The 24,513-nt window shown below is 54.5% G+C and carries 38 protein-coding genes and 1 pseudogene; 21 read left to right on the top strand and 18 right to left on the bottom strand.

All coding sequences use genetic code 11. The features are described 5' to 3' along the window. The first annotated feature begins 13 nt into the window (after positions 1 to 13). The 3 genes from ACJ8J4_RS04955 (at position 14) to ACJ8J4_RS04945 (ending at position 2,260) form a co-directional block, all read left to right on the top strand. Entirely contained in the window at positions 14 to 976 is a 963-nt protein-coding gene (locus tag ACJ8J4_RS04955) for a lytic murein transglycosylase (protein ID WP_225735592.1), read from the top strand. A 58-nt stretch (positions 977 to 1,034) separates the two neighbouring features. Continuing rightward, on the top strand, positions 1,035 to 1,691 hold the full coding sequence (locus tag ACJ8J4_RS04950) for a fumarylacetoacetate hydrolase family protein (protein WP_004932286.1): 657 nt from the start codon (positions 1,035 to 1,037) through the stop codon (positions 1,689 to 1,691). 122 nt (positions 1,692 to 1,813) lie between these two features. After that, positions 1,814 to 2,260: a YcgN family cysteine cluster protein gene (locus ACJ8J4_RS04945; protein WP_025303110.1), complete on the top strand. Its 447-nt coding sequence runs from the start codon at positions 1,814 to 1,816 to the stop codon at positions 2,258 to 2,260. 26 nt (positions 2,261 to 2,286) lie between these two features. Here ACJ8J4_RS04945 and ACJ8J4_RS04940 read toward each other — a convergent pair whose 3' ends face one another. The 18 genes and pseudogenes from ACJ8J4_RS04940 to ACJ8J4_RS04855 all read right to left on the bottom strand — a co-directional run bounded on the left by ACJ8J4_RS04940 (position 2,287) and on the right by ACJ8J4_RS04855 (position 12,693). Next, the gene (locus ACJ8J4_RS04940; protein WP_197836187.1) at positions 2,287 to 3,570 is read right to left on the bottom strand and encodes an Arm DNA-binding domain-containing protein; all 1,284 of its coding nucleotides are present in this window, start codon (positions 3,568 to 3,570) and stop codon (positions 2,287 to 2,289) included. Between the two features lie 33 nt (positions 3,571 to 3,603). Beyond that, the gene (locus ACJ8J4_RS04935) at positions 3,604 to 3,852 is read right to left on the bottom strand and encodes an excisionase family protein (protein WP_072271545.1); all 249 of its coding nucleotides are present in this window, start codon (positions 3,850 to 3,852) and stop codon (positions 3,604 to 3,606) included. A gap of 181 nt (positions 3,853 to 4,033) precedes the next feature. Beyond that, positions 4,034 to 4,681: an MT-A70 family methyltransferase gene (locus tag ACJ8J4_RS04930; RefSeq protein WP_197836189.1), complete on the bottom strand. Its 648-nt coding sequence runs from the start codon at positions 4,679 to 4,681 to the stop codon at positions 4,034 to 4,036. Beyond that, positions 4,678 to 4,866, bottom strand: coding sequence for an ANR family transcriptional regulator (locus tag ACJ8J4_RS04925; protein WP_197836191.1), 189 nt, complete (start codon positions 4,864 to 4,866; stop codon positions 4,678 to 4,680). Before ACJ8J4_RS04925 ends, ACJ8J4_RS04930 begins: the two co-directional genes overlap by 4 nt. Before the next feature lie 2 nt (positions 4,867 to 4,868). Further along, positions 4,869 to 5,078: a ParE family toxin-like protein gene (locus tag ACJ8J4_RS04920; protein WP_071883802.1), complete on the bottom strand. Its 210-nt coding sequence runs from the start codon at positions 5,076 to 5,078 to the stop codon at positions 4,869 to 4,871. A 208-nt stretch (positions 5,079 to 5,286) separates the two neighbouring features. Then, positions 5,287 to 5,601: a DUF4406 domain-containing protein gene (locus tag ACJ8J4_RS04915; RefSeq protein WP_442516027.1), complete on the bottom strand. Its 315-nt coding sequence runs from the start codon at positions 5,599 to 5,601 to the stop codon at positions 5,287 to 5,289. After that, positions 5,591 to 6,409 (bottom strand): DUF551 domain-containing protein, encoded by an 819-nt coding sequence (locus ACJ8J4_RS04910; protein ID WP_442516026.1) that lies wholly within the window; start codon positions 6,407 to 6,409, stop codon positions 5,591 to 5,593. The genes ACJ8J4_RS04915 and ACJ8J4_RS04910 overlap by 11 nt, the downstream gene beginning before the upstream one ends. 2 nt (positions 6,410 to 6,411) lie before the next feature. Further along, positions 6,412 to 6,840 (bottom strand): annotated as a pseudogene (locus ACJ8J4_RS04905) (ead/Ea22-like family protein); the annotation flags it as partial. 3 nt (positions 6,841 to 6,843) lie between these two features. After that, on the bottom strand, positions 6,844 to 7,131 hold the full coding sequence (locus tag ACJ8J4_RS04900; RefSeq protein ID WP_442516025.1) for a hypothetical protein: 288 nt from the start codon (positions 7,129 to 7,131) through the stop codon (positions 6,844 to 6,846). A gap of 312 nt (positions 7,132 to 7,443) precedes the next feature. After that, the gene (locus ACJ8J4_RS04895; RefSeq protein WP_442516024.1) at positions 7,444 to 7,770 is read right to left on the bottom strand and encodes a hypothetical protein; all 327 of its coding nucleotides are present in this window, start codon (positions 7,768 to 7,770) and stop codon (positions 7,444 to 7,446) included. Next, positions 7,763 to 8,104, bottom strand: a complete 342-nt coding sequence (locus tag ACJ8J4_RS04890; protein ID WP_264383822.1) for a hypothetical protein — start codon at positions 8,102 to 8,104, stop codon at positions 7,763 to 7,765. Before ACJ8J4_RS04890 ends, ACJ8J4_RS04895 begins: the two co-directional genes overlap by 8 nt. After that, positions 8,104 to 8,703: a hypothetical protein gene (locus tag ACJ8J4_RS04885; protein ID WP_442516023.1), complete on the bottom strand. Its 600-nt coding sequence runs from the start codon at positions 8,701 to 8,703 to the stop codon at positions 8,104 to 8,106. Before ACJ8J4_RS04885 ends, ACJ8J4_RS04890 begins: the two co-directional genes overlap by 1 nt. Further along, positions 8,700 to 9,233 (bottom strand): hypothetical protein, encoded by a 534-nt coding sequence (locus ACJ8J4_RS04880; protein ID WP_442516022.1) that lies wholly within the window; start codon positions 9,231 to 9,233, stop codon positions 8,700 to 8,702. Before ACJ8J4_RS04880 ends, ACJ8J4_RS04885 begins: the two co-directional genes overlap by 4 nt. Continuing rightward, positions 9,230 to 9,640 (bottom strand): hypothetical protein, encoded by a 411-nt coding sequence (locus ACJ8J4_RS04875; RefSeq protein WP_442516021.1) that lies wholly within the window; start codon positions 9,638 to 9,640, stop codon positions 9,230 to 9,232. The genes ACJ8J4_RS04880 and ACJ8J4_RS04875 overlap by 4 nt, the downstream gene beginning before the upstream one ends. Next, a complete protein-coding gene (locus tag ACJ8J4_RS04870; protein ID WP_442516020.1) occupies positions 9,637 to 10,422 on the bottom strand; it encodes a ParB/RepB/Spo0J family partition protein in 786 nt (261 codons plus the stop codon). Before ACJ8J4_RS04870 ends, ACJ8J4_RS04875 begins: the two co-directional genes overlap by 4 nt. A 3-nt stretch (positions 10,423 to 10,425) precedes the next feature. Further along, positions 10,426 to 10,569: a hypothetical protein gene (locus tag ACJ8J4_RS04865; RefSeq protein ID WP_154582428.1), complete on the bottom strand. Its 144-nt coding sequence runs from the start codon at positions 10,567 to 10,569 to the stop codon at positions 10,426 to 10,428. 604 nt (positions 10,570 to 11,173) lie between these two features. Continuing rightward, positions 11,174 to 11,302 carry a hypothetical protein gene (locus ACJ8J4_RS04860; protein WP_255413741.1) on the bottom strand — a complete coding sequence of 43 codons (129 nt, stop codon included), beginning with the start codon at positions 11,300 to 11,302 and terminating at the stop codon, positions 11,174 to 11,176. Between the two features lie 644 nt (positions 11,303 to 11,946). Next, positions 11,947 to 12,693 (bottom strand): S24 family peptidase, encoded by a 747-nt coding sequence (locus ACJ8J4_RS04855; protein ID WP_342107344.1) that lies wholly within the window; start codon positions 12,691 to 12,693, stop codon positions 11,947 to 11,949. 85 nt (positions 12,694 to 12,778) lie between these two features. Here ACJ8J4_RS04855 and ACJ8J4_RS04850 point away from each other — a divergent pair, with 85 nt between their 5' ends. The 18 genes from ACJ8J4_RS04850 to ACJ8J4_RS04765 all read left to right on the top strand — a co-directional run bounded on the left by ACJ8J4_RS04850 (position 12,779) and on the right by ACJ8J4_RS04765 (position 24,496). Next, a complete protein-coding gene (locus ACJ8J4_RS04850; protein ID WP_072269640.1) occupies positions 12,779 to 13,009 on the top strand; it encodes a hypothetical protein in 231 nt (76 codons plus the stop codon). A 22-nt stretch (positions 13,010 to 13,031) separates the two neighbouring features. Continuing rightward, positions 13,032 to 13,355: a CII family transcriptional regulator gene (locus tag ACJ8J4_RS04845; protein WP_342107342.1), complete on the top strand. Its 324-nt coding sequence runs from the start codon at positions 13,032 to 13,034 to the stop codon at positions 13,353 to 13,355. After that, a complete protein-coding gene (locus ACJ8J4_RS04840) occupies positions 13,356 to 13,622 on the top strand; it encodes a hypothetical protein (protein ID WP_442516019.1) in 267 nt (88 codons plus the stop codon). Positions 13,623 to 13,636: 14 nt separating this feature from the next. Further along, positions 13,637 to 14,374, top strand: a complete 738-nt coding sequence (locus ACJ8J4_RS04835; RefSeq protein WP_442516018.1) for a KilA-N domain-containing protein — start codon at positions 13,637 to 13,639, stop codon at positions 14,372 to 14,374. Next, entirely contained in the window at positions 14,367 to 14,543 is a 177-nt protein-coding gene (locus ACJ8J4_RS04830) for a DUF4222 domain-containing protein (protein WP_442516017.1), read from the top strand. Before ACJ8J4_RS04835 ends, ACJ8J4_RS04830 begins: the two co-directional genes overlap by 8 nt. Continuing rightward, positions 14,540 to 14,914, top strand: coding sequence for an HNH endonuclease (locus tag ACJ8J4_RS04825; RefSeq protein ID WP_442516016.1), 375 nt, complete (start codon positions 14,540 to 14,542; stop codon positions 14,912 to 14,914). The genes ACJ8J4_RS04830 and ACJ8J4_RS04825 overlap by 4 nt, the downstream gene beginning before the upstream one ends. Continuing rightward, a complete protein-coding gene (locus ACJ8J4_RS04820; RefSeq protein ID WP_442516015.1) occupies positions 14,911 to 15,957 on the top strand; it encodes a conserved phage C-terminal domain-containing protein in 1,047 nt (348 codons plus the stop codon). Before ACJ8J4_RS04825 ends, ACJ8J4_RS04820 begins: the two co-directional genes overlap by 4 nt. Continuing rightward, positions 15,954 to 16,928, top strand: a complete 975-nt coding sequence (locus ACJ8J4_RS04815; protein ID WP_442516014.1) for a DUF968 domain-containing protein — start codon at positions 15,954 to 15,956, stop codon at positions 16,926 to 16,928. The genes ACJ8J4_RS04820 and ACJ8J4_RS04815 overlap by 4 nt, the downstream gene beginning before the upstream one ends. Next, positions 16,925 to 17,281, top strand: a complete 357-nt coding sequence (locus tag ACJ8J4_RS04810) for a RusA family crossover junction endodeoxyribonuclease (RefSeq protein WP_442516013.1) — start codon at positions 16,925 to 16,927, stop codon at positions 17,279 to 17,281. The genes ACJ8J4_RS04815 and ACJ8J4_RS04810 overlap by 4 nt, the downstream gene beginning before the upstream one ends. Then, the gene (locus ACJ8J4_RS04805; RefSeq protein ID WP_442516012.1) at positions 17,278 to 18,090 is read left to right on the top strand and encodes an antitermination protein Q; all 813 of its coding nucleotides are present in this window, start codon (positions 17,278 to 17,280) and stop codon (positions 18,088 to 18,090) included. The genes ACJ8J4_RS04810 and ACJ8J4_RS04805 overlap by 4 nt, the downstream gene beginning before the upstream one ends. A gap of 257 nt (positions 18,091 to 18,347) precedes the next feature. Then, on the top strand, positions 18,348 to 18,695 hold the full coding sequence (locus ACJ8J4_RS04800) for a phage holin, lambda family (RefSeq protein ID WP_049188550.1): 348 nt from the start codon (positions 18,348 to 18,350) through the stop codon (positions 18,693 to 18,695). Continuing rightward, entirely contained in the window at positions 18,682 to 19,122 is a 441-nt protein-coding gene (locus ACJ8J4_RS04795; protein ID WP_442516011.1) for a lysozyme, read from the top strand. The genes ACJ8J4_RS04800 and ACJ8J4_RS04795 overlap by 14 nt, the downstream gene beginning before the upstream one ends. Further along, positions 19,119 to 19,655, top strand: coding sequence for a hypothetical protein (locus tag ACJ8J4_RS04790; protein WP_442516010.1), 537 nt, complete (start codon positions 19,119 to 19,121; stop codon positions 19,653 to 19,655). Before ACJ8J4_RS04795 ends, ACJ8J4_RS04790 begins: the two co-directional genes overlap by 4 nt. Before the next feature lie 170 nt (positions 19,656 to 19,825). Then, entirely contained in the window at positions 19,826 to 20,026 is a 201-nt protein-coding gene (locus ACJ8J4_RS04785; protein WP_060447449.1) for a hypothetical protein, read from the top strand. Between the two features lie 140 nt (positions 20,027 to 20,166). Further along, complete coding sequence (locus tag ACJ8J4_RS04780) at positions 20,167 to 20,898, top strand: terminase small subunit (protein WP_442516009.1); 732 nt, start codon at positions 20,167 to 20,169, stop codon at positions 20,896 to 20,898. A gap of 71 nt (positions 20,899 to 20,969) precedes the next feature. Continuing rightward, entirely contained in the window at positions 20,970 to 22,208 is a 1,239-nt protein-coding gene (locus tag ACJ8J4_RS04775; RefSeq protein WP_442516008.1) for a PBSX family phage terminase large subunit, read from the top strand. A gap of 214 nt (positions 22,209 to 22,422) precedes the next feature. Next, positions 22,423 to 23,892, top strand: a complete 1,470-nt coding sequence (locus ACJ8J4_RS04770) for a DUF1073 domain-containing protein (protein ID WP_442516007.1) — start codon at positions 22,423 to 22,425, stop codon at positions 23,890 to 23,892. Positions 23,893 to 23,947: 55 nt separating this feature from the next. Next, positions 23,948 to 24,496, top strand: a complete 549-nt coding sequence (locus ACJ8J4_RS04765) for a phage head morphogenesis protein (RefSeq protein ID WP_197804472.1) — start codon at positions 23,948 to 23,950, stop codon at positions 24,494 to 24,496. The last annotated feature ends 17 nt before the right edge of the window (positions 24,497 to 24,513 follow it).

Raw genomic sequence — 24,513 nt, 5'->3', positions numbered from 1 at the left:
GGGCGGGGTGCTGATGCCGGGCGCAGCGCAGGCGGCGCAGGAGACGACGCTGGCGACGAGCGGCCGGGATCCGGCGCAGTTCCCGGCGTATGTCGAACAGCTCAAGCGCCGGGCGCGGGAGCAGGGCATCAGTCAGGCCACCCTCGACCGCGCCTTTGCGCAAATCCATTTCGTCGATCGGGTGATCAAGGCCGATCGCAATCAGCCGGAGCAGAAGGTAACCCTGGACGACTATCTGCGGCGGGTGATGACGCCCGTTAAAGTGCGCCAGGGGCGCGAACTGTACCGGCAGCGCCACGCGCAATGGACGCGCGCCGGCGAGCGCTACCGGGTGCCGGGGCGCTATATCATCGCGCTGTGGGGCATGGAGAGCGCCTACGGCAAGATTCAGGGGCGGGAAGATGTGGTGTCCGCGCTGGCGACGCTGGCGTTTGAAGGGCGCCGCGAAGCCTTTTTCAGCCAGGAGCTGATGGCGGCACTGCAGATAGTCGAGCAGGGGCACGTCGGCGATACACCGCTGAAAGGTTCCTGGGCCGGCGCGATGGGGCAATGCCAGTTTATGCCGAGCTCTTTCCTGCGCTATGCGGCGGACGGTGACGGTGACGGGCGCATCGATATCTGGAACAACATTGATGATGTCTTCGCGTCTACGGCCAGTTATTTGTCCAAAGAGGGCTGGCAGCCCGGCATCGGCTGGGGGCGTGAGGTCAAACTGCCCGCCGGTTTCAATCGGGCCGAGCTGGGGTTGAAAGACGCGCAGGCGCGCAGCGTCAACGCCTGGCAACAACGCGGGGTGCGTCGTGCGGATGGCAGTGCGTTGCCGCATGCCGTTCAGCGCGGTTGGATCATTGCGCCGGATGATCTGCAGGGCCGGACGTTCCTGGTCTATGATAATTTCCGCACCCTCATGCACTGGAATCGCTCTTACTATTTCGCTATCGCCGTGGGTATGATGGCGGACGCGATCGGACATTGATCCGGCACACCAATAATCGGCTTGGCGCGCCAAGCCTCTACAGTTTGGGAGAAGCGGTATGTATCAACATAGAGACTGGCAGGGTTCGCTGCTCGATTTCCCGGTGAACAAGGTGGTTTGCGTCGGCAGTAACTATGCCGATCACATCAAGGAAATGGGCAGCGCGGTTTCCGTCGAGCCGGTGGTATTCATCAAACCGGAAACGGCGCTGTGCGATATCCGCCAGCCGGTGGCCATCCCCAAAGAGTTCGGTGCGGTGCACCATGAGGTAGAGCTGGCGGTGCTGATCGGCACGCCGTTGAAACAGGCCAACGAAGACCGCGTTGCGCGGGCGATCGCCGGCTACGGTGTGGCGCTCGATCTGACGTTGCGCGATTTGCAGGCGGGCTTTAAAAAAGCCGGCCAACCGTGGGAAAAGGCCAAGGCCTTCGACGGTTCCTGCCCGATGTCGGGGTTTATTCCGGTGGCGGAATTCGGCGATCCGCAAAACGCCGAGCTGTCGTTGACCGTCAACGATCAACTGCGCCAGCAGGGCAATACGCGTGACATGATCACGCCGATCCTGCCGCTAATCAGCTATATGAGCCGTTTCTTCACGCTGCGCGCCGGCGACATCATCCTGACCGGCACGCCGCAGGGCGTGGGCCCGATGGCTTCCGGAGACATGCTGAAAATCAGCCTGAACGGCAAAACGCTCAGCACCCGGGTGATCTGATTTCTCCTTGCCGCCGGCGGTGTCAGCGGCAAAGCTTGCATCTTGTGGCTAAAATGTCTATATAGTCCCCCCTCGAACCTGTGCGCAGGTGACTTATCCATTTACCGAAACCGGACGCTAACATGTCACAACTCGCTTTTTGGCAACAGAAAACGCTGGCGGAAATGTCAGAACAAGAGTGGGAATCGCTGTGCGACGGGTGCGGGCAATGCTGTTTGAATAAGCTGATCGACGAAGATACCGACGAGATTTATTTTACCAACGTAGCCTGCAACCAGCTCAACATCAAATCCTGCCAATGCCGTAACTATGAGCGGCGCTTCGAGCTGGAAGAAGACTGCATCAAACTGACGCGCGAGAATCTCACTACCTTTGAGTGGTTGCCACCGACCTGCGCCTATCGCCTGATCGGTGAAGGCAAGCCGCTGTTCCCCTGGCATCCGCTGCTGAGCGGTTCCAAGGCGGCAATGCATGGCGAGCGCATTACGGTGCGGCATATCGCGGTGCGTGAAAGCGAGGTGGTGGACTGGCAGGACCATATCCTCAACAAGCCGGACTGGGCCAGATAGGTATTTGAATTAGAAGGGCAATTCTTTCACTTAAAAGATGCTTGGGGCATCTGTGGGGCATTGCTCTTAAAGTTTGCGTTTAAAATGCTCAGTTGATCCTGGTTATTGTCGCTCATCCACTTTCCATACACTGTATAAAGCATCTGTGCTGACGAGTGGCCCATTTGCGCCGCGATGAAGTTTGGATTCACTCCGGCGCTCAACGCCCAGCATGCGTATGTGTGTCGCGACTCATACGCCTTGCGGTGTCTTATTCCCGCTCGCTTTAAAATGAAATTCCAGGTAGAACCAAAGGATCCTGGCCCATACCAATCTCCTCCTTTACCATTCCTTGCCGTCAGTCTTGGCACAAACACAAAAGTGCATTCATCAACACGGGTTCTGCCAAACTCGCGCAGATGGACGCTAACCTTGTGCTGCTTCCCAAGTCTGGTGTATTCCATTTGGCTTTTGAGTGCTTGTATCGCTGCATCAGTAAGGTTTATTGTCCTAATGCTGCTGTCTGTTTTTGGCGGAGTGAAATGGCCTTTCATCGCGATGTTCCGGCTTATCGTGATTGTCCAATTTTTTGTGTCGATATCCTCCCATGCAAGCGCGCTAATCTCACCATGCCTCATCCCTGTATTAACGGCGAGCACCCACAAATTTCTTATCTGCTCTGAGGGAACAGCTTCGAGCAGCCTACGGTACTCATCGCGTGTAAGAGGATCTGGCTCAGACTTGCTTTTGCGCAGCGGTTCCACCCCAGCAAATGGCGACTTTTCAACATAACCGTTTCTGGCTGCAAACTCGAAGAGACCGGAAAGACATGCCATATAAACGTTCACCGTCCTAGCCGTCCGCCCCTTCTTAGCACATCGCGTCTTCTGGTATTTTCCGCAGATTTGATGACCAGTGAGCAATTCCTTTCTTGTCGTTAAAATGTCCTCGTGTGTTATTGACGAAATAAGCCGCTCTGGCCCCAATATCTCAGTGGCAACCTTAATATTGGAGGTATAGCGGTTTATAGCATTTAAGCTGATCTCCATGCGTTTCAGCTCCAGCCACCGCTTGGCAACCTCTCCTAGAGTCATACCAGGAGCGACGAAACCAAATTTAGCGAGGTTGCTTGACTGTGGGAATTGTGCGGAGTAGTTAAAGGTGCCAGTCTTTATTGCATAGCAGACTGAGGAGCGAAGCTCCCCGGCTAGCTTTCTGTTCTTTGCTGTGTCAGGGACGCCGAGGTTTTCTCTTACCCGCCTCCCTCGATAGATGAACCACAAACGCAGAGAGCCTCCGTGGCTCTCTACTCCAGTGGGATAGGTTGACATAACTAATCCTCGTTAGTTGATAGGGAAGAGCATTTAAGCAGAAATTCTGCGGCGTTTCGCGGGGCTTTGTCTCTCTACCCAATTATCAACCTCGATTCGGTTGTACATGATTGTGCTGTTCGGTGCCGGATTCATGTCTGCTGATACATGCCGATATTCTCGGCCCTCCATCCAAGATGTACGCCTGGCATGTTGGATCATGTGCGTTGTCATGCCGGTAAGCGTTATCAATATATCTTCAGAAACCCACTTGTTGGGCGTAAGGTTGATCACTTCGCTCATAGTCATCTCTCTGTAAAACGCCCATTCAGCATGCCGATCGTGTAGTTGAATCGCGGCAAAGAAATGCCGAGCAGTTCGACCTGAGCGTAATGCTTCATGATGATTGGGCGGGATAGGGTATCGAAAGGGGTTTTCGGGTGTTGCTTAATCGCGGCGTGGAGCTCGTCGTTACAGCGTTTTGCTACTGATCGGAGTGCGTTTTGCTGAACGCTGCCGGCAGCAATTGCAGGCTGTTTACTGGGCATTGATTCCCCCAATGATCCCAGCCTGGGGCATCGCCACGGCTGAATAGTTCGATTCGTGACACGTCGCCGTAGAGCAGCTCAAGGCGCCGGCGGACTTCCCAGGGTTTCGCGCTGTGCTCGCCGAGGCAGCTGAACACAACCTGTTTTACCGATGCGCTGGCGCGCTCGATGCCCTGGCCGCGAACGGCGATCAACACGTCTTCTGAATTGGCGCGGGTGTAGTTTCCGCCGTTCATCCGGGTTTCGGCGTTGAGCATGTCGAGCAAGTCGGTGAAGTCGAAGATGGTTTGCTGCTCCAGCGCCTTATTGAACCGAATTTCCGCCTGTTGATTGAGCTTCACCCAAGTGAAAGCCTTCATCGTTCTGACGCTGAATCCCCAAGCTTCTGCCAGCTCGATCGCTTCCTGGCTGTGGTTGCCGGTGTACCACATCGTGAGCACGCTATCTGGCGCAGCAATTGCCCATACCGGCAGGCGCTTCAGGTCTGCCATGCTCATCGTGCTGTAGTGATTGCCGGCGGCGCCATTGCTGATTGTGTTGCCATAACTCCAGGGCGGATCTGCATAAATGAGTTGATAGGTCATTGAGCGTTACCCCAGCAGCGTGCGGACGCGTTGATGCAAAACTCTATGCGGATTTTAATCCACACAATATCTACCGCCCGCGCCGTATCAAGCGCTTGGCGCCACAGTTCAGCCGCATCTGAAAAACGGGCGTGACGTTCCGCTTCGGCCGCCTGGTGGGCCAAGTTTTTATATTTGAATGTCATGGCTAAATCCTGATTTGGTTGTTGTAGCGCTCGTGGGACATAACCTCCCATGAGTTGCCGTTGTCTTTTGACAGCAATCGCCAGCAGCGTGCCACTGGCAGCGTTAAATGCTTATGTTGGTATGTCCGGTTGGGTTTCTTTTTGCCCTCCCTGTAGGCGCATAGAACCCCCTCAGCTTTGGCGCTGATTCGTTGCGGAATTCGTGGTTTCATATTTTCGGTGGGTTATTTTGTGATTGGCGCCCAGCACGCGGATCGGATGCCAGGTCGGCGGACTTTCTCAACGGCGTTTTCTTTTTCCAGCTTGATCAAGCGCTGGCGGATGGCTCTCCCGGTCATGCCGTTGTAGCCGGCACAGCGGAGAAGGTTTGCGACAGAATCCGGTGTGGAACCGGCAATGCTGAGACGCGAGATGATTTCGTTATCGTCGGGTATCGTTATCATGAGGTGTCGCCTGATGTTCGATAATAAGCCCTAATTTTTCAGCCAGCGCCATTTCAGCGCGCGCACCCAGCGAATTCTGCCAGCCATCAAGGAAAATCACCTTTGTGGCGCATCGCATCATTGCTATGCAAATATCCATGTATTCTGGCTGCGTGAGTCCGTCAGGTAAGGTCGCTGGATTAAGCGGGATGCCGCCAGAAAACTTGACGTGCTCGGCCATACTGAAGAAGGCGGGGCGGTTAAACTCCGGGAGTCCAGTCATAGGGCCGGCGATATACACTTTATGCGTCATTCCCACCCTCCGGCGCTGCAGGTAATGGCATCCAGTGAGTAATTTCCCGGCCTTCGCTTGGCACGCGCGGGAATTCATCTGGATAAAGCTCACCATCTTGCATTTCCGCACAGTAGATAATCCCACCTTCCTGGCACACCAGAACGACATCGCCTTCTTCTGGCATCCGCTCACTGCACGCTATCCAACCATCCGGAATTTCCGGAGATTTCAACTTGTAACCGCCACTTACAGGTTGAGCCAGCATTGCGGCGCGGCAGGATAGCCATGACTCCCAGCGCGCCTGTGTCGCCTCATCCGCGTAACCAATGCCGTATTTGTGCAGATTGAATCCATCGTCGGATTCCCTCTCCGAGCGCTCAAACGTCAGTCGAAGCTCGTCAATACCCGGCACTGCTGGCGCGGGCGTGGCGGTGAACAATTCACCTCTTTCCGTCTCTTCTCGATGATCTGCCTTCGCCCAAAATGCCAGAACTTTACGGCCTTCACCCTTGTAAGGTACAAGCCATTGTCCATTAAGCTTTTCGAACGAAATGCTAATTGGAACTTGTCTTACTGCGTTACCGTCCAGAATATCTGGCGGCATACGCAGTAAAGCAGTGGTTTCCATCGCAGGATCGAGCGTCTTAAGTTGCCCTATCATTTGCCCGACCGTTTTTGGCGATCCCCATTCCACCGGCTGCGCCTCCCGGCTAGCCAGTTTGCGGATAGCAATTTCAATTTCACTTGCCCAATCCTGCCACACCAGCGGCAAAGCGCCTTTAGACCTGGCGATGTGGTCAGCCAGGTCATACAGTTCTTCTTTCATGCATCATCCCCCTCAACAGGTGGAAGGTCAGGAGTGGTAACACCAAACAGCGCGGCCAGTGCCCGGTAGTTTTGCTCGCTGTGGTAGCGACCTTTGCAACGCACCAGTTTTTCAGCGACCTCCCGAATGGCTTCCAGCTCGGCGATGCGCTTATCCTTCGCTTCCAGCTCTGCCAGCAGGGCGAGAACGACAGCAGGGTTGGCGGCAGTGATGTAACGCGCGTTTGCCTGCTGCTCGGTGCTGAATGGCTCGTCAAAGCCAGATTCTGAACCACCACCCTCTATTTGGGCGATGCTGACGATACGGCCGTCGTATCGCTCTTCTGTAGAAACGTTGGCGTTGTCGCCTTCACTCCATGAGTCATCGTCTAAAATCCACGGCCCCGGAGTTGCGGCCATTGCGGCCGCTTTAAGTTCGCTGAATTTATCCATTGCTCATGCTCCCCTGCCAGTGTGTTTAGGTGGCTGCCACATCGGAATGTTTTTCCACGTATCCTCTATCAGCTTTGTGCGTGCCTTCTCTTTGCCCTCAAGTTCTTCGATGCGCGCAAGCAGGGCGGAGACGTACTCTTGCGAGTAGAGCTTCATCGTCTCTTCAGTGCTATCAACATCATCACCACGGACGACAAAGGTTTCATATCCTCGCTTAAAATCTTCAATCGATTCTTCGCCAATGATCCTCGCCACCGGCTTGCTCAGTTCGCTCAGCTTCTCAGTGCTCATAATGCTTTCTCCTGAGCCTATGGACAGCAACGGTCACTGCCGTAGCAGTAAAATTCGCCGTCTTTCTGATTTGACTCGCCACGTTTTCCACACCCCGGACAGGTTGCGGTTTCTGGCTCCTGGGCCTCGGCCCACAATGCATGAATTAATTTGGCGGCACGCCGTTGGCTGCGGGATGATTTAACGTGCTGCCATGCGTGTGGGTAGTTGGCGCTGCACACCTGCCAGCGCCGGTTGCTGATGCGGTAACAGTCTTCCGGGCCTGGAGCCGACACCCAAAGCAATCTCCGCGCCGCTCTGTTGCTCTTACGCTTAGCCATTGCTCTGTTCCTCTGGCAAAATCCCGCCATCGCAATGCGGGCATTTGTTGTCGCCTATTCGACCGTACGAGCAGCGATAACAGCGGAGGGATTTAGATTTGGCGGTAGCGCGAATTGTTTCGCGTCCCATACCCAGGCTTACGCGCTCAAGATACCCGCGCTCAATTAGCGAATCCGCCATTTTCCCTACACGCACCGGCAACAATGCGTCACCGTCCCATAGTGCCGATTTACGCCAGGGTGAAATCTCTATTTCCCAGAAATGGACGATCGCCGGCTTAAGAAAATCACGCTCGCGTTTATTGAGTAATCTACCCACGCTCCACCTCCCTAGCGCTGTCACCAGACATCACTTTTGTAAAAGCTTCATGAACAGCACTTCTCATCTTGTCGATATCATCGTCCATACTACGAAATTCGACCTGTTTACGGCTTCTCTGCAGGGTGTAACCGCAGCGAGCCATGTACCAAAGGAAGGTATCAACAACGTAGATATGACCATCGCGCGCATTGCCGTTTTGGTCGGCGTTTACGATGACGTGGTGCATTGCCTTGAACACATCTTTTTGGTCATGGAAGTCGCGCATAAACTCCGGCAGATATTCTCCGCTTAGCAGCCAATCTGAAAGTGGCTTCAGTTCATTTGCTGGCATCACGCACCTCCCACACGACGAAACTCGATAACCCACACCCAGGGATTGGCGCTCCAGCTTTCTTCGCCGTAGATGGATTGCCATAACTCACTGAATGCCACCTGGTGCATCATGTGTTCGTGACCAGGAGAAACGCCGGCTTTCACGCCTTCAGCCCTGGCATCCTCTTCGCTGATATTGTTCAGGCGCTCAACGCGAACGGCGGTGATTTCCAGCGTGATTCTGCTGGCCCAGCGCGGCATGTGGATTGATGGGTGCCAGCGAATCTCATCTGCTGCCGGCACGTTCTCGTAAAACGCTGGAACATGTGCGGGATAATTAGAGCGATATAGCGTTAAATCTGGTGCGCTTGCTCCAGCCTCTGCCCACGTCTCCCGCACCCATAACCGATCGCCAACTTCACCAAATGGGCAGGAGAACCAGATATCACCACCACGCTCACCGTCTTCTGCCCACGGCCACAACGAGCCATCATCACGCTCGGCCATCTCTGTGTATGGCTGGCGTTTCCAGTTCAGTGCGCGCCGCGTCTGGGTCTTGCGGCCGTCGAGAATTGCGCGAACCATCTCGCCGTTGAAAATCACTGGGCGCTCTTTCATTTGGCCTCCAATTGCTTCAACGCTTCACGCACGGCATCCAAAATGCGTTCAAGGTATTGGTATTCGTGGTTAGGGACGGTTGGCCATTTGGCGTAATAGGGTTCATCACCCAGCAGATCAAGAAGCACGGAGCCATTACTCCATGAGCAGCAATCTGCCTTAACGTCATCGCTGCACTCTGCTGATTCCCACATGTCCCGCGCTTTTGCGCCGTCTATTTCACCAGAGCGGCGCAGCTTGCAGATTTCGGCCTTTACAAACTCCAGGTTCGCTTCGTTGTCGTCATCCACTTCACTGCGCATCATTGGCGAAAGGCAGCCGATCAGGTAGTCATTCGATACGCGGATTAAAAACTGCTGAACAGTATCCCCGCCCATTGCAGGCCAGAAAGAAGTCCATGCCTTGCCGAAGCAGGTGATAGTGATACGGCCTTTCCCTGGCTCGTAGTTTTCAGCCATTACACGGATAGGGTCGAGGCGTTCGACTTCAGTGATTTCGATGCTCAAAACTTTGGTTTCGGTGACCTTCATTTGGCCTCCCGCAGCTCGTCAGCTTTAAGTTCCGCGACCGTAGCGCTGATAAGCTGGCAGTCACACAGATGCTTGAGGGCTCGCGCCGTAGCCTCATCCCGGATAGCTGCAAGTGCGGCGTCAGTGGCTGGGGTTTCTGAGTTGAACAGCTCGTCATTGGCAATCATCGCCACTACGCCGGCCTGTCCTTTATCGGTAACATCCACATGTTCCAAAATGACGGAAAGCGCGTGCTTAAAACTCGCATTCTCCACAGCCAGCGCGTCGCGTTCAGCCTCTACGGCGCTCACTACTTGCTGGTGGGCATCAAACCGAACAAGCTCGCCGTGCTCAGATTCACGCGCGAAAGCCTCAAACCGAACTGCGTGCATTTTGTAGTCAGGGGTAAACCGCTTGATGGTTGTCATTCGTCGTCTCCCAGCACCCAGCGGAGCGCCTGAGCGTAATCGCCGCTCGCACCTTCCAGGGCTTTCGTGATTTCTTTTCGGGACTTCATGCGGGGTTTTGCATCACCGATCACCTGGCGCTGGCGCCGGGCTTTTTCGTGGCCTTTGGTGCCGGCGGTGGCTGATTCCACTTCCTTCACTTTCTCGCGCTGTTCGTCTGGCGAAAGGTTTGCCAACTGGCGCGCTTGGGTAACGGTAATGTCGCCAGATTCAACCGCATCTTTAACGGCCTGAGTGGCATCGAGTAGGGCGAGTGTGGCGCGGATCGTCTGCACACCGACGCCAAACATCAGCGCTAAATCTTTTTCGTCGTGGCCCCGCGTAAGCGCATCAGCCATTTTTTTAGCGCGTCCCAGCGGCGTATCTGCCTGAAAGATTTCATTGGCGCTAATCATCACCTCGGCGACGCTAAACGGTGATCCGCGTCTGACGACCGCCGGCACCAGAAGAGGTTTTTTCCCTTCCTCACGCAGCCGTTTATTTGCTTCGAGAGTGTTCTTAACCCGCTGACGGCCTTCAACGACGCAGGAGCGGCCTGTCTCTGGGTCTTTCCAGATAATGATTGGTTCCAACACCCCCAACTTCATGATGCTAAGCACAGTCGGTTCATGGAGAGGCAGATGGATGCGTTCGTCGTAAAGCGGGTGCGTTTTATCGGATACCAGGTGCAGATTTTCAGGCTCGAACATCAACACGTTGGTTTTACCGCTGGCGCCGTAGGCTTCAGTTGAGTTTTTGGCCATGCATCAACTCCAGACCGCGCCGGCAGTCAGCAGGCACAGGGTAAAAATGAGAAGGTAGAAGAGGTGTTTGCCGTGGTGGCGCTTAGGGGCGAAATCGCCCCCGGTCAGGTCGTACTTGTGCTGTATGCGGGCGTTGAGGCTTACCATGTCGACCTCCGCTGTTGGGTGTGCAGGCGGCGTTGCAGTGTTCTGATGTTCTGGCGGACGACGTACACCGGCGCGCAGGTATCGGCACAGACGAGGATTCGGACGGGCTTATATCTGCCGTCTTCGTAGCGCTGAATGCTCACTGCTTTTTTCTCTACGTCGCGCGTCTGGCCGCAGTGCTCACAGCGTTGGGTAGTGGTTTGCATAACATGTCCTCTCAATGAAATTCACATGGGTAAAGGCGCTGCCTGAGTTGATGCACGCGCTCGGTTTCCCTACGGTTCCAGCACACTGGAGCAGGGCAGCGCCTTTACTGATGTGAAAAAAAGAGCCCGGCTAGCGGGGCAAAGGATGTGACAAGGGAACTGAGCAGGCTTGTGATTTCTCACGCACCTGGTGGCGCATCGAACCGGGGATTTATACTGTGTAGGTTTAAATGAGAACCGGAACGATACGCCACCAGATAAGTGAGACGCCGGCGTTAACCGGCGACCAGAAAACCGACTACTGACCAGAATGCGACGCAGATGACAACCACGCCTAGCCAGACCTTTTCGTTGAATGTCATGATTGCCTCAGTGCGCCCCGTAGGGCGCGGTGGGTGTTAGCTGGCCAGTGCTGCTTTGGCTTCTTCAATACGCGCAGCAGTTCCGGCGTTCGGTTCAAGCTGCTGAATGCGCTGGGCGTCTTGCAATAACTGCGCGATGATGTGTTTCAAGTCTTCGTTGCTCATCGTGTAACCCTCTGCTGTAATGGTGTTAGCCGCCCCTCGAGTTCCCGCCGAGAATGCTGATTGCTGCGTTAAGAGCGGCGATTGCTATAAGTACCCTCTGGGTGTCCTCTACTTCGCAAAAGTGCTCTTCGAGAGTGTCTAGCACCGCAGAAGTGGCAGCCAGTACATCGCGAGTAGTGGACGTTTTCTTTTTCTCAGTCATATCGCTGTTTCCTCAGTGGTTTTATACCTACCGCCCCAAACTGGCAGCGGCAGGGTAAATCCACTTCTGTGCATGACTTATCAGTCTCTCGCTGCGTAATCCTCTGCGTAAGCTATCGCCCGCGGGCGCTTCACCTACCTGCCTGGTATCCGTACCGGCGCCATTTCAATTTGCCAGGGCGCTGCGGTCAGCCTGTCATGCGGTTCTGATTGTTAAAGAGCGTCCCGGTGGTTTGGGGTGACGTTGTTGCTGTCGATGAACCAATAATCAACCATTGGTTATTTTTAGTCAATACCATTGGTTGATTTTGTGGTTGATTTTTACTTATGTGGTTGATGTTTGGTTTGTTATTTATTGAAAAAAAATTGAGCGGATTCTGTGAGGGGATTTTTGGGCGAAAAAAAACCGGCCAAATTGGCCGGCTTGTAGGTTTATGGGGGGCTTACCAAGCAGATGAAGACCAGAATACTCGTCCGAGAACTACCAATTGCTCCTTACGTTGCTGATAGCTTAGATGTTCATCACCGTACTCATCCTTATTGAGTGAGCGAATGGTTACACCTCCATCTGGGTGCTCTATCAACACCTTTACGCGCAGCAAATTACCATGACGAATGGCATAGGTCTTACCTTCTCTGATGCGTGTGTCGTCAGTGTTGATACCCACGATATCGCCATCTTGCAGGCGAGGCTCCATGCTGGATCCTGAAATTTTCACTAACTTTGCGGCAGAAGTAGACACACCCATTTCATGAAGAAATTGGCGCCTAAATGTGAAGGTGGACGCAGCCTTTTCGACCATGTCATATGTGCCATCACCAGCAGAGAATCGCACGTCTAAAAGAGGAAGCTCTACGAGCTCATCATCATCTATGGGCTCTGCAGATGATCCATCATCGCTGTCATCGTCAAGCGAAATAACGGCACTATCCCTGCTGTTCCCGCGCCCATACTCAAGCCACTCAGCCCTAACACCGAGCCATTCGGAAAGAGCAACGATACGATCACCCTCAGGGCTGGATTCAGCATTAAGCCATTTCCCAACGGCAGTAGTAGTAACGCTAATGCCGCGCTTTTTAAGAGCCGCTTTAATGTCTACCGCTCGCCCATGAAGCCTTACGCCAGCCTCATCGCAGGCCAGCTTGAGCCGCTCTGCAAACTTTTCGCGTAATTCGTTTTTAGTAACCATTGGTTGATTCTCTTATAGATTGACTCAACTATCAGTTGTGCTATAACATCAACCAATAGTTATTTTTTGGTTGTGGAGATGAACCATGAATGAAGTAAAAAAAGCCATTAAAGCTGTTGGCGGCCCTGCAAGAGCAGCAGAAATCTGTGATCGGTCTGTAACGGCTATCCAAAAGTGGCAAAGCAAAGGGTGCCTTCCTCGCACTGAATACACGGGTAAAACCAAATACGCAGAGATCCTGGCAAGTCATTCCAATGGTGAAGTAATTGCCTCGGAGCTTTTGGAAAAAGCAAACCCTGACCGGGTGTCATGCTGACTAATTTTCAAGGAGATTATTTATGGAAAACAACGCAATAGCACGAAAGTTAGAGCCACCGATCATCAACCCCATTGAGATTGAGTGCGTTCTGCTCAACCGGCTTGCGTCAGTAGGGCAGAAAGCCTATGCCGAGCATCTTGGCATCAGTGAATCCACGGCCAGCCGACGCAAAGGTGAGGGGCACTTTGCAGCGATGGCAAAGGAGTTGGCGTTTCTGGGTATTCAGGCCGCTCCTCCCGAAGCAGTACTGGTGTCACGTGATTATTTGGCGTCAGTCGAAACATTGGCTGATATCGGATTGAAAGCAGAGCGCAGCCGACCGGGCCCGCTGGGGTGGGATTAAATGGCCTGGGACACGTTTGTTTACGACAACATCAAGAAGCAGCTGGTGGCTGAGGGATTCAGCGAAGCGCTGGCTCAGGGGGGGGCATCACACGGGGCAGACCTTTACCGGAGAAAGTCGCAGGCGAGCAGGAAGGGGATGATTTATGACGACTGTCTCACGCTTGCGCGCCAGTACGTTCTTGCGAGCTGTACCAAGGAAGAAAAACCGGAGTCAGGGAAGAAAAAGAGCCGAACAGTTGCAGCTGCTCGGCCGACACTTTTCTAGATAGGAGTTCTGCTATGAACAACCTGATTGTGATCGAAGACACCGCAATTCGTCAAGACTCGGCTGGCCGTTACTGCCTGAATGACCTGCATCGGGCTGCTGGTGGTGAGGAGCGCCATAAGCCGAAATACTGGTATGCCACCCAGCAAACGCAAGAGCTTGTGCAACTTTTGACCGAGGGAGGAATTCCCCCCTCGGAACAAAATCAACCAATTAGCGTCATTCGCGGTGGTTTGGAGCAGGGCAGCTATGCCTGCAAAGAGCTGGTTTACTCCTATGCCATGTGGATCAGCGCAGCTTTCAACCTGAAGGTGATACGCACATTCGACGCCGTGCAGACCGCATCACCGATGACCGAGCTTGAAATGATCGCTCTGATGGCGACCAAAGCCGCCGAGCAGCAGCGCCAGATGAACGCATTACAGCTGCAGGTGAGCGGCGTAACCCAGCAGATTGAAGAAATCTCGACCGGCGCCATTCCTCCGGGTTGGCAGACTGTCCGCAACCTGGTTGCTGAATCCGGCCTTTCCGACGGGAAGGTAAGAGCGTTGATCAGCGCCTTCCATGTACCCAGCAAGAAAATCCCCTTTAACGCACCGGGCGGCATTTTGACGAATGCGACGGTGGCGAAAGAGGACGATTTCATGTCTGCGCTGGGCGAGGTACGCCGAACAGCGACGCGTGCCTGCCGCAGCAAGTACTGGTATCACCCGCGCCTCGGCCGCTTTGAGATGAAAGAGCTCCATGACTAGCCGCGAGGTTGATCGGTACTACGTAGACAGCCACGGCATCCGCGTCCATGTCATCCGTTGGGACATCGGCGAGAACCGAGTGATTTTCCTGCGTGATAGTTATGAGCATGGCGAGTGCTTTCGGTCTGTCGAGAACTTCAATGAGAATTTTAAGCGAGTCGAAGTATGAGCATGAACCAGATAGTCCGCTGCTGCGGATGTCTATCTCCGATAGACGAAGAGGAGATGCTGAAACTGGTTTATCCCAGCGGTGTATATGTTTGCGATCATTGCGCAAGAAAAATATGGGAAAGCTATGAGCGTTGGCATGGTGGTGGCGTTCCAGGCAGCGTTGTTCGGAAGCCAAAACGTCAGAGAGTAACCGACTCCGTCAGGTTGCGGATATTTAAGCGCGATGGATACCGTTGCAAGCACTGTGACACCAACGAAGATCTGACCATTGATCACATCTATCCTGTATCGAAAGGCGGAGGTTCGGCTGATGAAAATCTCCAAACCCTTTGCATGTCATGTAATCGAGCAAAGGGGGCTTCCGTATGAGTTTACTACTGCCCTCTCGTCCAATAGTGGTTATTCCTGAGCTTGCAATGCGCGTTGGGCTAAATGAAGCCATGCTGCTGCAGCAGGTTCATTACTGGGTCACAGAGACAACGTCAGGGATTGAGCATGACGGCCGTCGCTGGGTATACAACACGATTGCAGAGTGGATGGAGCAATTCCCTTTTCTCTCTGAATCGTCCATTAAGCGTGCATTTTCGTCTCTGAAATCGCAGGGGATTATCTATGTTGAGCAACTGTCCAGCGACCCTCGCGACAAGACCAATTTTTACGCAATCAACTATGAACACCGCGCCCTGACTGATGAGGTCAAAATGACCTCATGCAACAGGTCAAATTGCACCGATGCATCGGTTCACAATGAAACGGTGCAACAGGTCAAGATGGCACGCTGCAAGAGACCAAAAAGAGCCGCTCTTCATACAGAGATTACTTCAGAGAGTACTTCAAAAGAAAAACCCCCCATAGCCCCCCAAGGCGAAGCGGCAGCAGAGAACCCATCGGCTGAGGCTGGGGAAGTTCTCGATTTTCTGAATGAAAAAATCAACGGCAGGACGCCAAAGCGCGCTGACACGTTGCGTGAGATTACCGAGCGCCTGGCGGACGGCAACAGCGCCGCAGAACTGAAGCTGGTGGCTGAACACCGTGCAAGTCTGCTGCTGGGCGATCCGAAGATGGGCCACATGCTCAGCGCCAAGATGATTTTCGATGCCGTCCGGTTCGGTGGTTATCTGGCCGCCGCCAATGCCTGGGATCGTCAGCGCAACCACAAAGCCGCTATGGCCGAAGCAGTCGAACAGCAGCGTCAGGAGCCGGTGGCCGGTGACGCGCCGGGTATTGATTTCGATGATGCATTCGATCGCCTGCTGATTGAGGGCTTGCAGCCTGAAAATCCGGCCGAGAAACAGGCGTTACAGCATGTTCAGAAGCACGGCTTCAGTTCCAAGGTTGAAGAAAGCGCACGCCGTGAGTGGCGGGTGATTTTGGCTAAGGCGTATGCCCGCACAGGAGGCGTTGAGGTATGAGAGCGATAGTCAAAGCAGCGGTACAGCGTGATCTGGGTATAGCCCTGATCCCGGTTGACGAAAAGCTGGCGTTTCACATGTCGGGCCGCGTGATGGTTTCCACGCTGCCGAAAGAGTTCAAGGACGCACCTGAAGGCATCCTGCCGGCGGTGGAGCATGAGATAGCCAACGACCCGCGGTTACAGGATTTCTTCCAGCATGAGCGCGTGACGAACGCCTGCGGTGGCGTTAACGCGATCGAGGCCTGGGCGACGCAATTCACCAAATGCCAGTACAGCAAGCACGAACTGCCAGAGACAATTCTGGACACCGAGCGTGTTGGTAATTCAGCCGTTCGCATCTGCCCTGGGTGCTACAAAAAAAGCCTGGGCGTATCGCCAAAGCTGGAAAAAATCGCTGCTCGCAACACGGCGCGCTGGGTGGTGGCGACGGCAAAACACCGCCTAAAGTCTGAGGGACAACTGACAATCCCTGAGCTGATGCTGTGGGCCATGCTGTCCGGTGTATTCGACCTGATCCCCGATGACGTCGCGCGCACCGTCACCGACTTACCAGAGCCGAAGGTGATCACCGGCACTCGCAAGGAGTCCGAGATGGACTGCACGCCGGCGGCCACTGCGATTATTTCCAAGCAGGCGGTCAAGTGCTTCACCGTAGACCCGGCACCACAAAAGGCCTTCATGCTGCGGCCGAAGCTCACCCGCGTAGAGGACAGCAAATATACCCGCTGGGTTAAGACTCGTCCTTGCTGTGGCTGCGGCGCCCGAGCTGATGACCCTCACCATATCATCGGCCACGGCCTGGGAGGGATGGGAACCAAGCCCAGCGACTACCTGACAATCCCGTTGTGCCGCACCTGTCACCGCAAACTGCATGACGACCCAGCGGCGTGGGAAGCGGAACATGGTAGCCAAACCGATTTGCTGGCGCAGTTCCTGGATTACTCCATTGGCATCGGGGCGATCGCATGAAAACGTACCTGATCACGCCAATCCCGAAACCACGCATGACACAAAAAGACCGGTGGGCCAAGCGCCCGCCAGTTCTCCGCTACCGGGCATTCTGCGACGAGGTGAAATTGAATCGAGTCTCGCTGCCTGAGAGCGGTTATCACGTGACGTTTGTTTTACCCATGCCAGAGAGCTGGAGCAAGAAGAAACGCGCTGAGATGGCCGGGAAACCGCATCAGCAGAAGCCGGACAAGGACAATCTGGAGAAGGCATTGCTGGATGCGATTTTTGAGGACGACTGCCGCATCTGGGATGGTCGAGTAACAAAGATTTGGGGCGAAGTAGGCCAAATAATTATAGGGGAAATAGCATGAGATTAGAGTCGATTCCGAAATACTTTGCACCGAAATCACCGACCTTTAGCGATTCACCGCGCGCGACGGCTTCGGACTCTTTGACCGGTACTGACGTGATGGCGGCATTCGGGATGTGCCAGGCGCAGGCAGAGTTTGGCCTGGATTTATTCTTGGCAAAACAGGGCATCAGCTCACCTGAGCGCGCGCTGGAACGGTTGAAGGAATACGCGATAAAAGCCGCCGGTGCACACAAGGCCATCCGCAAACACAGTGAAGAGATTCAGCACAGAGCGATCGGCGTCATGGTGGCTTTTGCATTCCAGGATTACTCCCGCAGCGCGGCCAGCGTCAGGACGTGCGAATGCTGCAGGGGGGAGGGCTTTATTGACGCTGAGGTGTTCACCAACAAAGTCCAGTACCCAGACGGTAAGCCGCCGAAGTGGGCGAAAATCACTAAGGGTGTGTTCCCGTCGTACTGGGAGGAAGTGAAATCAGTGAGGGAGGTTGTGAAGGTGCTTTGCCCCACCTGCAAGGGAAAGAAGGTGATAAGCAACGCCTGCAGATGCCACGGCCGCGGTAAGGTGCTGGACAAGAAACTGAGCGACAAGACAGGGATCCCGGTGATGAAGGACTGCGACAAGTGCAGCGGTAGAGGGTATGCGCGCCTGCCGGCTGAGCAGGTTAGAAAGGCGCTGACGCTGGAGGGATTAGAGATAGCGGAAACCACCTGGCGTCGGGACTACAAACCCTTCTATGAGCAGCTCGTCACGCAGTGTCACAAAGAGGAAAGCATTGCTGACTCTATGCTGGCAGCGGTCACAGTTTAACTAAATCAAGAAAAATAGCGTCACGTTAAAAGCAAGTTGTTGACAGTTTGGCGAAAATGGACTAGCTTTATCTCCATGATGTGATATTTCCGCTTGTCACATGACCAATCAATTAAGGCCCGCCTCTGTGCGGGCTTTTTGCATTTCAGCCCCAGCCAACGGACGACACACGGCACACCCTCTTACCGGCAGCGTTTACGGCTGGTGGCTGATCCTTTCCTACAAACAGCACAGCCCGATAACCGGGAGGTGGAGTCATGAAGATGCCAAACAATCCTCATAACTGGGCAGAGCTCAGCGACATTCTTGCGGCCTGGTGGCGCGGTGACGTGCCGATTGGTGGCGTCGTCATGGCTGTTGTAATGGCCGTCCTACGAATGGCGTATGCCGGCAGCAGCTGGAAAGAAACCATATTCGAAGGCCTGATGTGTGGCGCCTTGGCGCTAACCACTTACTCAGCCCTGGATTATTTCGACGTACCGAAAGCCTTAACGGTAGGTATCGGGGGATTCATCGGCTTTGTCGGTGTGAAGAAACTCAGTTCGTTCTTGTCTGGATACGTGGGCAATCGCTTTGGCGGAGGCAATCAGAATGCAGATAAGTAAAAGCGGTATTGAGCTGATTAAGCGCTTCGAAGGTCTGCGGTTGAAAGCCTATCAGGATTCGGTGGGCGTCTGGACGATTGGTTACGGATGGACGCAGTCAGTTGACGGCAAGAAAGTTGGCCCTGGAATGGAGATTGATCAGGCCACGGCCGATAGGCTGCTGAAATGCGGCGTTGTGCAGTATGAGCAGGGCGTAAATCAGTTGGTGAAGGTGCACATCACCCAGGGCCAATTCGATGCGCTGGTGAGCTTTGCATACAACCTCGGCCTGCGGTCACTGAGCACATCCACGCTTCTGCAAAAACTGAACGCTGGCGATAAGCAAGGCGCAGCAGACCAATTCGGCCGCTGGGTAAATGCTGGCGGTAAACGGCTTGATGGTCTGGTTGCACGCCGTGCAGCAGAGCGCGAGATGTTTTTATCATGAACGCCTCATTCAGCTTCCGCACGATGGCGATAGGCCTGTTGCTGGTGGCGCTGATTGTTGCCGGCAAGCTGGCATTTTACTTCCACAGCAACGCAGTAAAGGCCGGTGAGCAGGTTAAGCAGCTTCAGAGCGATAACAGCCTGCAGGCGAATACAATCGCCACGCAGGCGTTTCAGTTCCAGCGCGCCAACGAAATCAGCAACGCAGCGACTCAGTACGGCATCAACACCGATGCGGCCACGCAGGGGAAAGAAATTGAATACCGGACGATCCTCAAGAAACAGCCGACGTGTGATCTGGCTGTGCCTGCCGCTGTTGCTGGTGGGCTGCTCGACTACACGCACCGTCTACGTTCCCGCGCAATGTCAGCCGATACCATCGTCGCTGACGCAACCGGTGCTGGCGCCACTGCCTCCGGCACCCTGACCTATTGCCAGGCGGTGCTGTGGATTGATCCGTTGCTGGCGGCGCTCGACAAGGCGAACAACCAACTGCTTGAGATACGGCGGCTTGATGGGGAAAGGCGGAAATGACTGAACTGGATTTTTTGCTGTTGTGCATGGGGCTAGGCTGGATTTTCTCGCCGATATTCCGGTGAGGCATTCACAGAGTGCCATGGATAATACACTTGTGATTTTCGGAACTGACCCCATTTACATATTGTTACTCGCAAATGTAGCGGGTTATCTGAATGGAGATTTCTATGTTAGAAAGCTACGTAATTAAGACAACGGAAGAACGCAATCGCCTCCAAGCAGTACAAGCAGCCCTGGAGATTGCTAAAGCGTCTGTTGGGGTTGCGAATGCCGGAACGTCATCTAAAGTTTCCGTGGATTTGAAGGCGGTTGCCTCTGAAATTAGCGGCCTGGCTGATGCAATCCAAGAGGCCGTTGCAAAAAAATAAACTGACCGCCTCCGGGCGGTTTTTTATTGCTCATCACAGAGCGCCCATAAGGACGCTGTGTAATGCGCAAAGCAAAGTCACCGAATCTATCCGGCTCGCTGTGGGGTAGAGGCTGGTGACTTTTTTATTTTGGAGGAATCATGGCAAAACCGGACTGGGGGGCATTGCAGAATCAGTTCCTCACCGAGCACGCCAAGACGAAGATATCCCCCAAGGCATGGTGCGAGGCGAAGGGACTTAACTACACCAGCGCGCGACGCTATATAAAACTGCCTGCGCAGAATGATGCGCAAAGTGCGCAGAAAAAAGTGCGCAGTGCGCAGAGTGCGCAAAACGGTCAAAGCCCTACCGCGCCTAAGCAGGCACCGCAGGAAGTCGGTGGCGAAGATGAAGGGAGCACCAAAGAAAGCCAAAGCCTTTTAAAACCGCAGCATGAGCAATTTGCGCAGAACATTGCGCAGGGTATACCGCAGAAAGAGGCGGCGATCTGCGCAGGCTATGCGCCGACGAATGCTGAATCGCAAGCGTCCGTGCTCTTACGCCGCCCTGACATCAAGGCTAGGGTAAAGGAGTTGCGCAATGAAGCTGCGCTGCTGGTTTCGTTCAACGCCGGCCACCTGGCGGAACTGTCATATAAATCTGCGCAGCTGGCGCTAAAAAATCAGAAGTTCGGCCAGGTGGCTCCCAACGTCAAGAACGCTGCGCAGCTGACCGGTATCGACATGAGCTCGAACAAGACCGAGGTTAATGTCGATCTGGCTGGCCTGAGTTACGGCAAGGTCTGCATCGTCACCCCGGCGAACTGCCCAGAGGACGTGTGGGCCTCTCACATGGAAAAGCTGCGTGAGGGAAAGCCGATAGCCCAGTCATAATCGACGGCGTTCTGTATGCCTTTAGTAGTGACTGGGCGACAGATGTCCTGTACGACGCCCCGATCGGTTCTGTGCGCTGGCGCTGGACATTCGGCGGACGTGGTGGCGGCAAATCAGTAGAGATTGCCCGCGCGCTGGTTATTCTCGGCGCCATTGACCCAATGATCATCCTCTGCGCGCGTGAGTTCCAAAACTCTATCGGTGATTCCGTCCTGGCGCTGCTGGAGGCGGAGATTTACGCGCTCGGGCTCAACCATTTCTACTCGGTAAAGAACAACGAGATCACCGGCCGCAACGGAACACGTTTTACGTTCAAAGGCCTGCGCAACAATATCCAGTCCATTAAGTCGATGCACGGCATCAAGATTTGTTGGGTGGAAGAGGCGCAGACGGTATCTCAGGACAGCTGGGACATCCTCAGCCCAACGGTGCGCGCGAATAAGTCCGAAGTGTGGGTGTCATTCAACCCGCGTGAAGAAACCGACCCAACCTACGCAATGATGATCCGGCACCAGGAGGATCCGCCTGATGGTGGTGCGATTATCCGCAAGGTCAATTACTGCGATAATGCCTTCTTCCCCGAGGTTCTTCGGCAGGAGATGGAATATTGCAAACGCATTGACTTTGAAGCCTATGAGCACATCTGGTTAGGGTTGCCGAAGGCTATCAGTGAGGCTGTCATCTTCTCGGGTAAATACCGGGTTGAGGCATTCTCTGATGACCTATGGCTTGAGGCTGACCGCCTGTTCTTCGGCGCGGACTTCGGTTTTGCCAATGACCCGTCAACGCTGGTGCGCTGCTTTATCCTTGGGCGCCGGCTCTATATCGAGTATGAGGCCTACGGCGTAGGTGTTGAGCTTGATGACCTATGGAAGTTCTACGCAGGGAAAGATGGCGCTCCCGCTGACCAATTAAGTCAGTGGAAGGTCGGAGACGATAAAAAGTATCCGGGCATACCTGGCGCCAGAAAGTGGCCTATCCACGGCGACAGCAGCCGACCGGAAACGATCAGCTATTTGTCGCGGCAGGGATTCGTCATTGATGCTGCCGCTAAATGGCCTGGAAGCGTGGAGGATGGGATCGCCTACCTGAAGGGCTTCGAGGAAATCATCATTCATGAGCGATGCAAGCACATGATTGATGAGGCGAGGCTCTACTCGTACAAGACCGACCGCTTAACCGGGGAGGTGCTGCCCGTCGTTGTGGACAAGCACAACCACCTGTGGGACGCGGTGCGCTATTCGCTTGATGGCTACATCACCAGCGAAGGCGATCTGGGTGTCTGGGCCGCGCTCGGCAAGCAGCAGTAACGACAAAATAGCCGTTTGGACTTAAAAAACGGCTATGCAAAATCACCCCTGTTTTATGCACTGTTTATGCAGTCCGTTTTCGGCTATTCCGACGAGAAAACCCAGATAAATCATCCACTGAGCGCAATCAGCGGGTGAGTGCTGTTTCGTCGGTGCGGTTAACGACCATTATGTTAAATAGTGCCGAAAAACGACAATTTTCAGTGAGGGAAAGATGGCCCGCAAAAACCGCCGAAACGGCGCTAAAAAGCCCGTTGCGACAGCTGACGGGTACAACAACTTTCCCGCCAAGTTAGGCGCACAGACGCAGAATATCCAATCTGCCGGAACCTACACGCCAGGCTACATCACCCGCAACCGCGTGATGCTGGAATTTGCCTACCGGTCATCGTTTCTGGTCGGCGCTGCGGTAGATGCCGTTGCCGATGACATGACCCGCAAAGGCGTCAGCATCACATCGAAGCTGAAGCCGGGGCAGAAGGGCCAGGTGGAAACCTTCTGGGATTCCGCGGCTATCTGGGACGGCCTGAACGATACGCTCAAGTGGTCACGTCTCTACGGCGGCGCGGTGCTGGTGGTGCTGATTGAAGGTCAGGACATGAGCTCAAAGCTCATTATCGACCGCATCAAGAAGGGGCAGTTTAAAGGCGTGATGTGCTTTGACCGCTGGCAACTCGACCCATCCTATAACGATCCAGTCACCGAGTATGGCCCGGATTTCGGCAAGCCGAAGTTTTATAAGGTGGTGACGAACCAGAAAGGCATTCCGCCCTGGAGGATCCACCACAGCCGCCTAATCCGCATGGAAGGTGATTCACTGCCCTATCAGCAGTCGATTACGGAAAACGGCTGGGGCATGTCGGTGATTGAGCGCATCTTCGAACGCATTCAGGGGTTCGATACGGCCACCGCCGGCACCACACAGCTGATCCACAAAGCGCACCTACGCACCTACAGCATCGAAGGCTTGCGAAAAATCCTCGCGACGGGCGGCACGCTGGAAGAAGGTCTGATGAAACACATGGACATGATCCGTGAGTTCCAGACCATCGAAGGCATGACCATCATGGACAAAAGCGATGAGTTCGCCACGCACAGCTATTCATTTGCGGGTATCGCCGACGTCATCTTGCGCTTTGCTGAGCAAGTTTCAGGCGCTACAGGCATTCCTCTGGTGCGCCTGTTTGGTCAATCTCCATCAGGTTTCAGTACCGGTGACGGTGACCTGGAGAACTACTACAGCCGCATAAACTCACAGCAGGAACGGCGACTGCGTCGTCACATCCGCTGGCTAATGGATATCACCTGGCGCTCGCTGTTTGGTTCTGAACTGCCTGACGACTTCTCCTTCGAGTTCAACAAGCTCTGGGAGATGTCCGACATTGACCGCGCCACGATGGCGAACAACGTCGCCAGCGCGCTTGCAACAGCCGTGCGTGATATCGGTATGTCGCCGGCGGCCGCGCTCAACGATCTGCGCAACATATCAGACGTGATCGGCATCGGTGGTTCAATCACCGACAAGGATATCGAAGATGCGAAGTCGCAGTATGAGGAGTCTGAATCTGAAACCGGCGCTCCGCCGTCGTTCAGAGATCCAGTATCAGAAAAGCCTACTGGGGATAGTCGGCGAGATAAACAAAATCGTCACTGGCTCATACGATGGTTCCCAGGCCAGCGCTGACACGGTAGCCGATCACCTCATCGACTACTCGCAGGTGTTGGACGACTGGGCGGCAATGGTCGGTCAGAAAATGTTCCTGCAGGTGGAGCGCGAGGAGTGGAACCAGTGGAAATCGGTATCACAGCAGATTTCCGAGGGGCTTCGTGATGTGGTCGGCAACACGCCGATCGGCCAGGTGACACAGGATATCGTCTACCGGCAAATCCAGCTGATGAAGTCGCTGCCCCTGGAAGCCGCCGACCGTGTTCGTGAAATCCAGCAGCGCGCCATACAGGCCACCATTCACGGCGAACGCCCTGACGCGCTGTACGAGATGATCATGCAGTCCGGTGATGTTGCCGCCGGCAGGGCAAGGATGATTGCACGCACGGAGATAGGGCGCGCTACTGGCGCCCTGACGCAGGCCCGCGCGCTGGCTGTTGGCTCTGAGGGGTACTGGTGGCGCATTGAGGGCGCAGGTACGCGACCATCGCACAAAAAAATGCGGGATAAGTTCGTGTACTGGCACAACCCGCCGACGCTGGACGGCATGACCGGTCACGCCGGATGTCTGCCGAATTGCAAATGCTGGTCTGAGGTTCACATACCTGGGCCAAGAAAATAACTGGCCGCCGTTGGCGG

Origin of the sequence: Serratia sp. CY47280 (assembly GCF_052168655.1) — a bacterium.
GTDB classification, from domain to species: Bacteria; Pseudomonadota; Gammaproteobacteria; order Enterobacterales; family Enterobacteriaceae; genus Serratia; species Serratia bockelmannii.
The sequence above is the reverse complement of the archived record's forward strand: the minus strand, read 5'-3'. Positions and strand labels throughout refer to the sequence as shown.